Raw genomic sequence first — 12,441 nt, 5'->3', positions numbered from 1 at the left:
CGCTGGTCGCGCGGGTGACGGTGGTGGGTGGCGGGGAGGCTGCGGCGATCCGGTCGTGCACGGCGGTGTTTCCGTTGTTCTTGATTGGTCAGTTACGTCAGCGCTTGCGGGCGCCGACAATTTTCTCGTTGAACGCGTTGACGGACTGGCTGACGTCACTGAGCGTCTTTCGGGTGTCGGCGATCACCGCGCCGGACTTCTTGTCAAAACTTTCGATCAATTCGTGCAGCGAGATCACGGTCGGCAGCAGCTCGCCGCCATATTTGTCGCTGCCGAGATTTTTGAGGAATTTGTCCGCCACGGTCATCTTGGCGTCAACGGTGTTGACGTCGGCCTCGGCGGCATCGATGAAGCCGGAGATCATTTCGCCATTGCCTGACAGCGAGTTGGTGAAGTTCTCGAATCCGCGCAGCGTGTCCTTGACCGCCCCCTCGTTCTCGACGATGACGCGGTCGACATTGCGCAACGCCCGACGCAGCTTCTCCGACACGCCCATGGTGCCTTCGGGATCGGCGGTCAGTTCCGGAATGCCGTCGGCGCCGGGCGGAGGCGGCGGGGCGTCGTCGGAGCCGCCGGTGAAGGAGATCGCGGCGATGCCGGTCAGGCCCTGGAATTCGAGGCCGACTTCGGTGTCCTTCCTGATCGGCGCGTTATTCTCGATCCGGGTCATCGCGACCACGCGGTGATGGTCGAGCCTGATCGACACCACCTCGCCGATCCGCACGCCGGCGAAGTTCACGCTGCCGCCGCGACGTAAGCCCGAGGCCGAGCCCTCGAAGATGACGCGGAACGGCACCTGGCGCTTGATGCCGGCATAGCGCTGATAGCCCAGCCAGCCGCCGAGCGAGCCCGCGATCAGGGCCAGCGTCAGGGTGCCGATCATCACATTGCTGGCGCGCGCCATCTCGTTCCGGATCCATTCGCGAAGCAGTCTCTAGAGATAGCGGATTTCGAGCGGCTAGTCACCGCGTGCCTCCCTTGCCTCGCCCCCGCCTGCGGGGCGAGGGAAAGCCGGCTCAAGCCGCCTGCTTCCGCGATGCCGCGAAGACGCCGGCCAGCACCAGCCCAAAACCGATGAAGTGGAACGCCTGCGGATGCTCGCCGAGGAACACGATCGACATCACGGTGCCGAACACCGGAACCACGTGGAAGAACGGCGCGGCGCGGTTGGCGCCGATCAGCTGGATGCCGCGGTTGAAGCAGAGATAGGCCAGCGTCGAGGGGAACACCGCGACATAGAACAGCGACAGCAGATTGTTGGTGGTGAGCTGCATCACCGGGCGCGTAGTGAGCTCCCAGATGAAGAACGGCACCAGCATCAGCGCGCCGCAGCCGAAGGTGAAGCCGGCGACCGACAGTCCGTGGATCTTCGGCCGCTTCAGCGTCAGCACCGAATACAGCGCGAAGATCACCAGCGCGACGATGAAGATCAGATCGCCCTTGTTGAACTCGATCTTCGACAGCGTGGTGAGATCGCCATGCAGCAGGATCACCAGCACGCCGCAGAGCGATAGCAGGACGCCGAGCGCCTGCGCCACCGTCAGCCGCACGCCGAGCAGGATCAGCGACCACACCGCGACCACCAAAGGCGCCGCCGATTGCAAGAGCAGCGTGTTCAGCGCCTGGGTGTGCTCGAGCGCCCAGTATTGCAGCGTGTTGAAGGCGCTGATGCCGGTGACCGACAGCATGATCATGGTGCCGAGATTTTTGCGGATCACGCCCCAGTCGCGCGCCAAATGCTTCCAGGCAAACGGCAGGATGATCAGGAACGCCGCGGTCCAGCGCAGGAATGACAACGTCACCGGCGGAATGTGACCCGCGGCGAGCCGGCCGACGATCGCGTTGCCAGCCCAGCAGATCGCGGTGATGCAGAGCAGCAGATAGGGCTGGTTGGCGATCCAGGAGCTGGATGCAGGTGTTGTCGCGGATTCGGAAGCAGACATGCGATGGACCGGGTTCACGACGCCGCGGCCCGCCCGGCGAGCAATCGCCGGGCCAGAATGACATGCCCGGCGCTTCTCACAGACACGGAATCCGACGCGCTATCAATGGGAGAGGACGCATCGCGACCATGCGCCAGGCTTCTTTGGCGCGCGCGACAGCGTTTGTCCTAACTGGGGACCGGTCCGGGATCATGGCAACAGGCTCAAGATGGGAACCGGGCATCCGGTTCTCATTCAGCGAGCACCGATTCTAGGGTTTTAGCCGGCCCCAGGCGAGGTGGTCTGGCGTTTGACGATCTGCTCCGCGAGCTCGATCAGGATCCGCTTGGTGTCGGGATTTTGTACTTCGCGGAACACGCGCAACATCCGCAATTCAAGCAGAGACTGCAGCGAGCGCGCGGCCTGAATGCCGGCGCGTACTTGCGCGGACGCAGCGGCCTGCGGACTGACGACGTCAGCGGTGATCCCGAGCACCTCAGCGAGCAGCGCCAAGCGGTCGTCATCGATCCGGGCCGCGCCGTTCTTGCCGTTGCTGGCTGGCGCGGAATTCGTGCACAGCACCTCGGCAAGGTCGCTCTGCGACAGCCCGATCGCGCGCCACCGCTCCTGCACGACCTGATCGATCTGTTTGTCTTGCGATGTGCTCATGATGCGCTCAGGCGATTCCCATCAGGCGGTCCTGGACCGCGGTTCTTTCACGAAGCCTGCGAACAGATTGACCAACGGCTCGCCCTTGTATGACTTCTGCAGATCATCGGGATGAACGAACTCGTCCCGGAACCACGGATATTTGCGGCCGTCGAAGGCCTGGATGGTCCAGTCGATCAGTTGCCGCACGCGCGGAATGCGCTTGGCGTCTGGATGATAGGCAAGCCAGATGTCGAGCGAGAAGTTGATGTCGATGTCGAGCGGGATCAGGGGACCCGCGACAGCCGGCACGTACGTCGGCAGCCAGCCGATGCCAGCGCCCTTGGCGACCGCCCAAACATGCGCGCTTGAGACGTTGTTGCGCATCGCGACGAAGCCGACCGGATCGCGGCCGGCATATTGGTCGTACATCGCCTGTGCGCGAGCCTGGTCGGCTTCCTGCAGTACGATGCGATGGTTCTGCCTGATGTCCTCCTGATCCTTCGGCATGCCGTAGATCTCGACATAGGATGGGCTGACGAACGGCATCACGTGCAGGCGGCCGATCTTGACGCGCTTGAGGTCGGGCTTGTTCGGCTCCTCGAGCTGGACCGCGACGTCGGCCTCGAGCCGCAGCACGTCGGCTGAGCGCATCTCGCATTTGAGGTCGACGAGCAGACCCGGATAGACACGTTGGAATTCGATTAACCGCGGCGCCACCCAGAAGGTGCCCAGCCCCTCGGTGATTGCGAAGCGGACCTCGCCGGTCAGCGCAGGGGTGGTTTGGCTCAGCGCCCGGTCGAGCCCGAAGGCGGCCTCTTCCATCCGTCGCGCTGCTTCCAGGACCTTCAGGCCCTCGGGCGTCAGGCGGATACCATCGACATGACGCGTGATCAGAGTTGTCTTGTATGCGCTCTCCAACTGCAGAATGTGTTTGCGCAGGAAATTAGCCGAGGCGTTGAGCTCGCTGGCCGCCGCGCGAAAGCTCCCAATACGGGCCACTTCCAGGAATATCCTGACCGAGTCCCATTGGGCGATCCGGCCCTGGGGGTGTGCACGGGGGTGAACGCCCCTGCGCTCAGGTGAGTGCATACAATTTGCCTCGTTTGCCGCCTTCTATCGTAACGGAACCAATATTCTATTCTTGGCAGAAACGCGGCGAATTCACAACCACAAGAGACGAACGATGACCGCGCTCGACCTCGATTTCGTAAGAAAGGCCGCCAGGAAGCGTCCCGCGACAGGCCCTGTCCGGTCGCTGGACAAGATGACCATGCTGCAATTGGCGCGCCGCACGGTGATTTTCACCGTCGACGCGGCCGGTATCGCCGCCCTGATGGATGCTGCGCGGCAGGATCTCCCGGGAATAACTACCAACCGCATCGTCCAGACTGTCACCAACCATAACCCGGACGTGTTCTGGGCGATCGCGCGCAAGGACCATTTCGACATCGGGGCTCCCAGGGGCGAGGGCTTCCTCGCCGCGTTGCCACTGACGCACGAAGGCACACGCCGCCTCATCGACGGCACGCTAGACACCAAGAACCCGGATCTATCGTGCATCACGCGGCAGTCGGAGCGACCCGCCGGCATCTATGTCTGGTGCATCCATGCCAAGGGTACTCTGGTCGCTGGCATCCCGCTGGTGCTGCAGAAATTCTCCACGCCGCTCTATCAGGGCATCAACATCTTCTCGCGCCCGATTACCAAGGAGGGCCTGCGCGTGCTCGATCCGCTCGGCTTCTCGCCGGGAGCGCGCTACGACGGCCTTTACGCGCCGCATCTTCAGATGCTCGATCGCTCGCACGAATTGCCACCGATGGTGGCGGCCGAACCAGTCGATCAGGTGACGGTGCAGGTGGTGCGCTCGATGGAGGAGATGGCGCGCGTAATGGCGATCCGCAGCGCGGTCTATATGGGCGAACAGCATTGCCCTTTCGAAGAGGAATTCGACGGCAATGATTTCTCGGCGACCCATCTGATTTGCCATCAAGGCCGCGAACCTGTCGGTTGTTTGCGCATCCGCTATTTCGCCGATTTCGCCAAGTTCGAGCGGCTGGCCGTGCGCAACGAGAGCCGCAATGCGGGCCTTGCCAGGCGCATTGTTGATGCCGCGATCGAGCTCTGCCGCAAGAAGGGCTATCGCACGCTCTATGCGCATTCACAGAAGCGCTTGTTGAATTTCTGGGAGCAGCGCGGCTTTGCGCGTATGCAGGGCGGACGCGAATTCACATTCTCGGATTTCGACTACGTCGAGGTCTGCCTCGATGCCGCGCGCCATCCAGCGCGTATTTCGCTCAGCGAAGATCCCTACGTGCTGATCCGTCCCGAGGGGCAGTGGGACGTGCCCGGTATTCTTGAGATGTCGGCGGCCCGCGGTGCCGCGCCACTAACGAGCGCAGGTTAGCAATATGAGCCAGGTGATCGATCTCAAAGCCTATGCCGGCGCATCCCTGAGCCGCCTCCTCGTTATGGTCGACCTGCAGGAAGACAACTGGCGGCGCCTTGTGCGCGACCAGGCCTGCGGGCTCGACCGCGTGCTGGATCAATGCCGCACCGCTATCCAGCACGCCCGCGACAACGGCATCCCGATCGCGTTCACGCGGCCGGGCGAGGCTTTGGGTGTCGGCGAGCGGCGGGCGCAGTCGCCGTGGTTGCCGGGACTGGAACCAAAACGAGCCGACATGGTGTTCGAGCGTCAGCAACCGTCCTGTTACGGCAATTCGCTGTTCAACGACGTGGTATCCCGGATCGGCAGCTTTGCCATCGGTGGGCTCGCCGCCGAACAGATCGCGCTCGCCACTGCGATCGATGCTGCGGCGCGCGATCATCACGTCACTTTCCTGAGCGATGCCTCGGCCAGCCACCGGCGTTCGCACGCGGATTCGTCTGCAGTGCACAGCATCGCCACATCGGCTATAGGATTGTTCGCCGACGCCGCCACCACTAGCAATTGGCTTGTTGCGACGGCGCCACGGTCCCTGAGAGGGCATCGTTATGGATGAGTTGAGTGCCCGCCGTTTGCGTAAAGTCATTCCGGTGCTTGCCGAGCAGCGCGATATCGTTGTCGGCGCCGGCTTCTCCTTTGCCGGCCATTTGCTCGATCTCACCATCATGCAATTGCGTTTGAGCTTGCACGACATTTCCGAGGACGAACTGTCAGAATTCTCCAACCGAGTCAGCTTCGACCTCGTCAACGGAAAATCGTCGAACGAGAGTCCTGTCGGACGCTAATGCGCGATGAGATCGGGTTGAATCGTGATCGCGCTTTAGCGCCTTGTCTTAGCATGACCTTATTTACATTTTTCCGGATCATGCTCCAGCTTCGAGCCCAGGGAGGCAGCTAATGCCGCACCGCCGGTGGATCGTCCTCGTAGTGCTGTTCGCGGCGCGCGCCGCCACCGGATTTCAATTCCAGTCGGTCGGCTCCAGCACGCATGTGCTGATGGCCGATCTCGCGCTCGACTACGCGACGCTCGGTCTGCTGCTCGGCGCCTATCTGCTGCCCGGCGTCGTCGTCGCGCTTCCAGCGGGTCTGATCGGCCAGCGCGTCGGCGAAAAATCGCTTGGTATGATCGGCCTCATGCTGATGGTTGTATCCGGCGTGCTGCTTGGCCACGCCGACGGCTTGGCGACGGGGCTCGTTGCGCGCATCATCGGCGGCATCGGCGCCACCATCGTCGGCCTGGTCGCAACCAAGATGACGACGGACTGCTTCGATGGCCGAGAGATCGTGCTCGCGATGTCGCTGTTGCAAATGAGCTGGCCGTTCGGCGCGATGGTCGCGCTGCCGGTGCAGAGCTGGCTGTTGCAGATATCCGGCTGGCCGGCGGTCATGCATTCGGGAGCGCTCGGCGCGCTCGCGGTACTGGTGGCCTTCATCCTGCTGCCGCGCAGTGCGACGCAGCCGCAGGCGGCAGAGATGACGCGCTCGCGCGGGCGGCTGGCGCCCGCCGTGCTCCTTCCGGTCATCGTCGCCGGCGTGATCTGGGGGGCGATGAACCTGGCCTGCGTGCTGTTCTTCAGCTACGCACCGCTGTTGCTGCAGTCGGTCGGGTTCGCGCCGACGATGGCGGCCTCGCTGACGAGCCTCGCGATCTGGTTCACGATTGTAGCGATCCCGACGGGAGGTTATCTCGTGCATCGGTCCGGCAAGCCGGTCGCTGCCATCGTGGGATGCGGGCTGGTGGCGGCCTTCGCGCTCACTCTGTTCGCCGTCGGCATCTATCCGGCGATCATCGGTCTTGTCTTCGGCATTGCGATCGGCCCGCTGTCGGGTGCGATCCTGTCTCTGCCTGCGCGCGTGCTGGCGCCGCAGGACCGTTCGCTTGGCTTCGGCGTGTTCTACACCTGCTTCTACATCCTGATGGCGGTCGGGCCCTCCGCTGCGGGACGGCTGCAGGACGCGTGGAACACGCCGTCGGCCGCGCTCTTCTGTGGCGCCGGGCTGCTGCTTGCGATGGTGCCTTTTGTTCTCGTGTTCGTTTCGCTGGCGGCTCGGCAGGAGGCAGCCGCCAAGCCCGCGCCGGAGCTGCGCGCTGCATTGTGACGCTGCGGTGATTGGCGCGCGAGGTAGGCCCCCTCGGTCTCAAATCAATTTAGATAGACTACATCTTATTGTAGATATATATATAAATACAACCAATGGGTGAATAGTGAAGCGAGCCCCGGCCGGATTTATTGCCCCGACCTGTATCGAAGCTTTCCCGCTGGTCGTCGATCTCGCGACCAAAAGCGAAATTCTGGTGAAATTCGAGGAGGCCGCGCCGGCCGTCGAAGCCAAGGGCAGGCGCGAGCGCTTCGCGGCGCGGGCCAATGCGATCCTGGCCCTCGCCGAATGTCCGGAGAAGCAGCGGCCGAAACTCCGCGAGGCGATCGTCGAGGCAACGCTGTGGGCGCGGAAGCGGCCGTAACCTGAGTCACTCGTGCGACGCGACCACCGCCTGCATCTTCGCGCCGGCGGCCAGTGCGGCGTCGTTCGGATCGATCTCGATCTGCAGGCCGCGCTGGCCGCCATTGACGAACACGGTGACATGGGTGAGCGCGGACTCGTCGATCGCAGTCGGCACCCGCTTCTTCTGGCCGAACGGGCTGATGCCGCCGACATGGTAGCCGGTCAGCCGCTCGGCGTCGGCCGGGCGCATCATCTTCGCGGACTTGCCGTCCATCACCGAAGCAAGCTTCTTCATGCTGACCTCGCAGTCCGACGGCACCACGGCGCAGACCGGCTTGCCGTCGACCTCGGCCATCAGCGTCTTCAGCACCCGGTTCGGTTCGACGCCAAGCGCTTCGGCGGCCTGCAGCCCGATACTTTCAGCATTCGAATCGTAGACATAGGTGTGGAGCTTGAAAGCGATGCCAAGCTTCCGCAGGGCGATGGTCGCAGGCGTGGAATTGGGCATGGATCGAGCCGGTTAATATCGGTGGATGATTGCCGCAACGGCGGCCGCGATCAACCGCTTGCGCGGCCTGTCGCGGTGGCGCCAACATTAAATTCGCTGCTGCCTCGCGCAGGTTTGGGTCCTTCCGGATTTTCAGGGGATATCAAAGGGTTGGAGCCTATCCAAAAGGCCTAAAGCGCGCCCTTCTTGCTTGCGCAGCCGACCCGCTTCCTTTATCCGGTTAGGCGCCTTGCGTGCGAACGGCCCTCAGGCCGTGCTTTGGGCTGGGCACACCAACGCATGATCGCTGTGGGCGGACGCGTTTTCGCCGCGATCGTGGTCTGAGAAACACCTGAAGGGAATAGCTTCGAAATGGCCAATGTTGTCGTCGTCGGCGCCCAATGGGGCGACGAGGGGAAGGGCAAGATCGTCGATTGGTTGTCGGAACAGGCCGACATCGTCGTGCGCTTCCAGGGCGGCCACAATGCCGGCCATACGCTGGTGATCAACGGCGAGACCTACAAGCTGGCGCTGCTGCCCTCCGGCGTGCTGCGCCCGAACAAGCTGGCGGTGATCGGCAACGGCGTGGTGTTCGACCCGCAGGCCTTCCTTGACGAAGTGGCAAAGCTGAGGGGCCAGGGCGTCGCCGTCGGGCCCGACAATCTGCGCATCGCCGAGAACGTCACGCTGATCCTGCCGCTGCATCGCGAGCTCGACAGCTTGCGCGAATCCAGCAACGCGGTCACCGCGATCGGCACCACCCGGCGCGGCATCGGACCGGCCTATGAGGACAAGGTCGGCCGCCGCGCCATCCGCCTGATGGACCTCGCCGACCTCGATACGCTGCCGCACAAGATCGAGCGGCTCCTTGCTCACCACAATGCATTACGCCGCGGCCTCAATCTGGAAGAGATCGACGGCAAGGGGATTCTCGCCGAGCTGACCGCGTTCGCGCCGAAACTTCTGCCCTATGCCGAGACGGTGTGGCGGCTGCTGGATATCAAGCGCCGCGAGGGCAAGCGGATCCTGTTCGAGGGCGCGCAGGGCGCGTTGCTCGACGTCGACCACGGCACCTATCCCTATGTGACGTCGTCGAACACGGTGGCGGGGCAGGCCGCGACCGGCACCGGCATGGGCCCGGGCGCGGTCGGCTATGTGCTCGGCATCTGCAAGGCCTACACCACCCGCGTCGGCCTCGGCCCGTTCCCGACCGAATTGCATAACGAGATCGGCGAGGAGATCGGCCGCCGCGGCAAGGAATTCGGCGTCAACACCGGGCGCAAGCGGCGGGTCGGCTGGTTCGACGCCATGCTGGTGCGACAGACGGTCCGGACCTGCGGGATCGCCGGGCTGGCGCTGACCAAGCTCGATATCCTCGACGGCTTCGACTCGATCGAGGTCTGCATCGGCTACAAGCTTGACGGCAAGGAGATCGACCATCTGCCGGCCGGCGAGGGCGCGCAGGCCCGCCTGGAGCCGATCTACGAGACCATCGAGGGCTGGAAGGAGCCGACCGCCAATGCGCGGTCCTGGGCGGCCCTGCCGGCCCAGGCCATCAAATATGTCCGCCGGGTCGAGGAGCTGGTGGGGTGCCCGATCGCCCTGTTGTCCACCAGCCCGGAACGTGAGGATACTATTCTGGTACAGAATCCGTTCGAAGCTTAACGGGATATTACCTATATCCCACCAATTGTGTGGAAATGGCTGACTACTACCCGCTGATCGCCCGTGCCATTGCTGGACTGGATCCCAACGCCCCCGGCGAGAGCCGCCGCGCGCTCTATGAGCGGGCGCGGGCGGCGCTGATCCAGCAGCTGCGCAGCGTGCAGCCGCCACTCTCCGAATCCGAGATCACCCGCGAACGGCTGTCGCTGGAAGAGGCCGTCCGCAAGGTCGAGTCTGAGGCCGCCCAGCGTGCCCGCGAGTCCCGTTCGAGCGGCGGCGCCGCGCGTGGTGGCGATGCCTTCCGCCGCGCCAATGCTGCCCGCCCGCCGGAGGCGAATTCGACGCCCGGCGCATCGTCGCGTCCGCGTCCCGCCACGCCGCCTCCATCGGCCGAAACCCGCCCGCGCAATTTGCGCGCCGACGCGCCGCCCGTGCCGCCACGACCCCAGACCCCGCCCGCGCCGGGGACCGATCCGCAGGCGCCGGCAGGCCGCCCGCCCGTGCCGCGCCGCGGCGCCGAGGCCGCGTCGCCACCGGTCCCGCCGGCCGCACCGGGTGTACGCGGCTTCCGCGATATCACGGCTGACGCCGACGATCTCGGCCGCGCCGCGGCGCAGGCCACCCGCAACGCTCGCAAGACCTACGCCAACGTGCCGTCGCCCTCGCCGGAATTCGACCGGCTCGAGCCCAGCCTGGAGAACCGCGGCGCCGATCCCGACGCGCCGTACTCCTATGACGAGTCGATCGAGGAGGCCGAGCGCTACGCGCCGCAGACGCCGCAGACGCCGCCGCCGCGCTCGCGGATCGGCAGCGCCGAGCGCGAGCCGAAGAAGCCGGCGCGCGTCGGCGCGATGTTTCCGTTCAAGGGCGCGATCGTGGTCGGCATCGTGCTGATCCTGGCCGGCGCCGCGATGCTTTGGGGCAAGCCGGCGGTCAACTATGTCAGCGCCCTGTTCAAGTCGCAGCCGTCGGCGGAGGCCCCGAAGGACGCCGCTGCGCCGGCCACCAAGCCGAAGATCGCCGACCGCGTCGGCCAGCCCTCGTCGTCGGGCGAGCCGGTCGCCCCGGTCGCGCAGCGCGTCGTGCTCTATGACGAGGATCCGTCCGATCCGAAGGGCAAGCAATATGTCGGCTCGGTGGTGTGGCGCACCGAGCAGATCAAGGCGTCCGGCAACCAGAAGCCCGATATTGCCGTACGCGCCGACATCGACATCCCCGATCGCAAGTTCAAGATGACGATGTCGTTCCGCCGCAACACCGATTCATCGCTGCCGGCGAGCCACACCGCGGAATTGACCTTCATCCTGCCGCCGGACTTCGCCAATGGCGGCGTCGGCAACGTGCCGGGCATCCTGATGAAGTCCAACGAGCAGGCCCGCGGCACGCCGCTGGCCGGTCTTGCCGTCAAGGTCACCGACGGCTTCTTCCTGGTCGGCCTCTCCAACGTCGACAACGACCGCTCGCGCAATTTGCAGCTCCTGAAGGAGCGCTCCTGGTTCGACATTCCGCTGGTCTACACCAACCAGCGCCGCGCCATCATCGCGATCGAAAAGGGCGCGCCGGGCGAGCGCGCGTTCAACGACGCGTTCGCGGCGTGGGGGGAGTAGAGGGAGAGCATTCGCTCTTACCTCTTGCTCAGCCGTCATCGTCCGGCTTGCCGCCGTCGCTAAGCTCCGGCGCGCCTGAGACCGACTGCCACGTCGAAGCCTTGGCGTAGACGGGACGGGGCGACAGTATTCCAGAGGCGCCGGACGTTTACCGACAGGCCGCAGCGTACTGGATGCCCCGCTTGAAGCGGGGCATGACAGCGAGGAACGTTTCGATCTTGATCGAATTTCCCGTAGAACCGCTGCCAGACTGCGTTAGACTGAATGTCTACGTTCCAGGGACGCGCCATGAAACGCTATCTGATCTTCGCAGCCATCGGGCCGTTCATCGGCGGCTTCCTGCTGTTGCTCGCGACCACCTATCAGTCCGGCTACTGGACCGTGATCGAGGGCGGCGAGGTGGCAAAGCTGTTCACCGTGTTCGCAAAGTCGCTGCCGTTCAGTTACCTGATCGGGATCGTGCCCACGATGATGTTCGGCGCGATCGACGATATCCTGATGCATGTCAGGCGGATCGCACCCGTCGTGCGGATGCTGGTCGTCGGTGTGGTGGCGTTCTTCGCCGCGGCGTTCGCCTATGCTTCGCACGGCGCCGAGAGCGGCGCGGCGCAATTCATCCTCTATGGGCTGGTCGGCTTCGTGCCTGGCGTGGTCTCATCGTGGGTGGCGCACAAATATGCCGAAGAGCCGCAACCGGCGACGTCGGCGCAGCATTGAGGCGACGGGCGCGGGGCCGTCGGCCGCATCCAAATCCGGGCGCACATCCTGGCAATCCAATCTGAAACCAACCCCACGTCGTCCCGGGCAAGCGACGCGACCCGGGACCCATAACCACCGATGGTCATTGTTGCGCAATGCAGAGGCCACAGCTCGCTTCAACAACGCTACCCTGTGGCTATGGGTCCCGGCCTGCCAGGCTGTGTGAAAACCTGATCGGCTATTGTTGTCGGGATCGGGCTTTGATTCGAGGTTATGATGGCGCATGTGACGGGCCAGTCGCGGTATCAAACGACGCTTTTTCCTGAGGTTCTGGACGAGGTGGTGGGGCGCGACGATCCGGTTCGGGTGATCGATGCGTTTGTAGATGCGCTGGCTCTTGCGGAGTTGGGATTTTCGAAGGCTGCGGCCGAGGAACTGGGTCGGCCGCCCTATGCGCCGGGCGACCTGCTGAAGCTTTACATTTACGGCTATTTGCACCGGGTGCGGGCGAGCCGTCGG

At 64.4% G+C, this 12,441-nt stretch carries 14 protein-coding genes; 9 read left to right on the top strand and 5 right to left on the bottom strand.

The genetic code is table 11. The features are described 5' to 3' along the window. Positions 1 to 97: 97 nt before the first annotated feature. The 4 genes from UP10_RS26355 to UP10_RS26340 form a co-directional block, all read right to left on the bottom strand. Positions 98 to 904: an MlaD family protein gene (locus tag UP10_RS26355; RefSeq protein ID WP_044590158.1), complete on the bottom strand. Its 807-nt coding sequence runs from the start codon at positions 902 to 904 to the stop codon at positions 98 to 100. 112 nt (positions 905 to 1,016) lie between these two features. Beyond that, complete coding sequence (locus UP10_RS26350; protein WP_044590308.1) at positions 1,017 to 1,943, bottom strand: DMT family transporter; 927 nt, start codon at positions 1,941 to 1,943, stop codon at positions 1,017 to 1,019. Between the two features lie 258 nt (positions 1,944 to 2,201). Continuing rightward, positions 2,202 to 2,591 carry a hypothetical protein gene (locus tag UP10_RS26345; protein WP_044590157.1) on the bottom strand — a complete coding sequence of 130 codons (390 nt, stop codon included), beginning with the start codon at positions 2,589 to 2,591 and terminating at the stop codon, positions 2,202 to 2,204. Between the two features lie 21 nt (positions 2,592 to 2,612). Beyond that, positions 2,613 to 3,662, bottom strand: a complete 1,050-nt coding sequence (locus UP10_RS26340; RefSeq protein WP_044590156.1) for a LysR family transcriptional regulator — start codon at positions 3,660 to 3,662, stop codon at positions 2,613 to 2,615. 94 nt (positions 3,663 to 3,756) lie between these two features. Here UP10_RS26340 and UP10_RS45970 point away from each other — a divergent pair, with 94 nt between their 5' ends. From UP10_RS45970 to UP10_RS26315, 5 genes are all read left to right on the top strand, one after another. Continuing rightward, positions 3,757 to 4,977, top strand: a complete 1,221-nt coding sequence (locus UP10_RS45970; protein ID WP_245321882.1) for a GNAT family N-acetyltransferase — start codon at positions 3,757 to 3,759, stop codon at positions 4,975 to 4,977. A gap of 4 nt (positions 4,978 to 4,981) precedes the next feature. After that, positions 4,982 to 5,575 (top strand): isochorismatase family protein, encoded by a 594-nt coding sequence (locus UP10_RS26330; RefSeq protein ID WP_044590155.1) that lies wholly within the window; start codon positions 4,982 to 4,984, stop codon positions 5,573 to 5,575. Further along, the gene (locus UP10_RS26325) at positions 5,568 to 5,804 is read left to right on the top strand and encodes a hypothetical protein (RefSeq protein ID WP_044590154.1); all 237 of its coding nucleotides are present in this window, start codon (positions 5,568 to 5,570) and stop codon (positions 5,802 to 5,804) included. The genes UP10_RS26330 and UP10_RS26325 overlap by 8 nt, the downstream gene beginning before the upstream one ends. A 112-nt stretch (positions 5,805 to 5,916) precedes the next feature. Then, a complete protein-coding gene (locus UP10_RS26320; RefSeq protein WP_044590153.1) occupies positions 5,917 to 7,119 on the top strand; it encodes an MFS transporter in 1,203 nt (400 codons plus the stop codon). A 106-nt stretch (positions 7,120 to 7,225) separates the two neighbouring features. After that, positions 7,226 to 7,483, top strand: a complete 258-nt coding sequence (locus tag UP10_RS26315; RefSeq protein WP_044590152.1) for a hypothetical protein — start codon at positions 7,226 to 7,228, stop codon at positions 7,481 to 7,483. Between the two features lie 6 nt (positions 7,484 to 7,489). Here the strand turns inward: UP10_RS26315 and ybaK are convergent, their stop codons facing one another. Continuing rightward, entirely contained in the window at positions 7,490 to 7,972 is a 483-nt protein-coding gene (gene ybaK, locus UP10_RS26310; protein WP_044590151.1) for a Cys-tRNA(Pro) deacylase, read from the bottom strand. A 351-nt stretch (positions 7,973 to 8,323) separates the two neighbouring features. Between ybaK and UP10_RS26305 the strand changes: the two genes are divergently transcribed. The 4 genes from UP10_RS26305 to UP10_RS26290 form a co-directional block, all read left to right on the top strand. Beyond that, a complete protein-coding gene (locus UP10_RS26305) occupies positions 8,324 to 9,616 on the top strand; it encodes an adenylosuccinate synthase (protein WP_044590150.1) in 1,293 nt (430 codons plus the stop codon). Between the two features lie 35 nt (positions 9,617 to 9,651). Then, positions 9,652 to 11,223 carry a hypothetical protein gene (locus UP10_RS26300; RefSeq protein ID WP_044590149.1) on the top strand — a complete coding sequence of 524 codons (1,572 nt, stop codon included), beginning with the start codon at positions 9,652 to 9,654 and terminating at the stop codon, positions 11,221 to 11,223. A 288-nt stretch (positions 11,224 to 11,511) separates the two neighbouring features. Continuing rightward, complete coding sequence (locus tag UP10_RS26295) at positions 11,512 to 11,940, top strand: DUF5413 family protein (RefSeq protein ID WP_044590148.1); 429 nt, start codon at positions 11,512 to 11,514, stop codon at positions 11,938 to 11,940. A gap of 258 nt (positions 11,941 to 12,198) precedes the next feature. Continuing rightward, positions 12,199 to 12,441 (top strand): transposase (locus tag UP10_RS26290; protein ID WP_502692180.1); only part of this gene is annotated, 243 nt, incomplete at its 3' end.

The sequence above is a fragment of the Bradyrhizobium sp. LTSPM299 genome, assembly GCF_000938235.1.
GTDB lineage: Bacteria > Pseudomonadota > Alphaproteobacteria > Rhizobiales > Xanthobacteraceae > Bradyrhizobium.
Note: the sequence above shows the minus strand (reverse complement) of the source record. Positions and strands in the feature narration are given on the sequence as shown.

What these genes read in the sequence shown, in the direction of transcription:
- UP10_RS26355 (WP_044590158.1), bottom strand. Translation starts at nt 904, where the DNA reads ATGGCGCGCGCCAGCAATGTGATGATCGGCACCCTGACGCTGGCCCTG.
- UP10_RS26350 (WP_044590308.1), bottom strand. Translation starts at nt 1,943, where the DNA reads ATGTCTGCTTCCGAATCCGCGACAACACCTGCATCCAGCTCCTGGATC.
- UP10_RS45970 (WP_245321882.1), top strand. Translation starts at nt 3,757, where the DNA reads ATGACCGCGCTCGACCTCGATTTCGTAAGAAAGGCCGCCAGGAAGCGT.
- UP10_RS26300 (WP_044590149.1), top strand. Translation starts at nt 9,652, where the DNA reads ATGGCTGACTACTACCCGCTGATCGCCCGTGCCATTGCTGGACTGGAT.
- UP10_RS26305 (WP_044590150.1), top strand. Translation starts at nt 8,324, where the DNA reads ATGGCCAATGTTGTCGTCGTCGGCGCCCAATGGGGCGACGAGGGGAAG.
- UP10_RS26325 (WP_044590154.1), top strand. Translation starts at nt 5,568, where the DNA reads ATGGATGAGTTGAGTGCCCGCCGTTTGCGTAAAGTCATTCCGGTGCTT.
- UP10_RS26330 (WP_044590155.1), top strand. Translation starts at nt 4,982, where the DNA reads ATGAGCCAGGTGATCGATCTCAAAGCCTATGCCGGCGCATCCCTGAGC.
- UP10_RS26320 (WP_044590153.1), top strand. Translation starts at nt 5,917, where the DNA reads ATGCCGCACCGCCGGTGGATCGTCCTCGTAGTGCTGTTCGCGGCGCGC.
- UP10_RS26295 (WP_044590148.1), top strand. Translation starts at nt 11,512, where the DNA reads ATGAAACGCTATCTGATCTTCGCAGCCATCGGGCCGTTCATCGGCGGC.
- UP10_RS26345 (WP_044590157.1), bottom strand. Translation starts at nt 2,591, where the DNA reads ATGAGCACATCGCAAGACAAACAGATCGATCAGGTCGTGCAGGAGCGG.
- ybaK (WP_044590151.1), bottom strand. Translation starts at nt 7,972, where the DNA reads ATGCCCAATTCCACGCCTGCGACCATCGCCCTGCGGAAGCTTGGCATC.
- UP10_RS26340 (WP_044590156.1), bottom strand. Translation starts at nt 3,662, where the DNA reads ATGCACTCACCTGAGCGCAGGGGCGTTCACCCCCGTGCACACCCCCAG.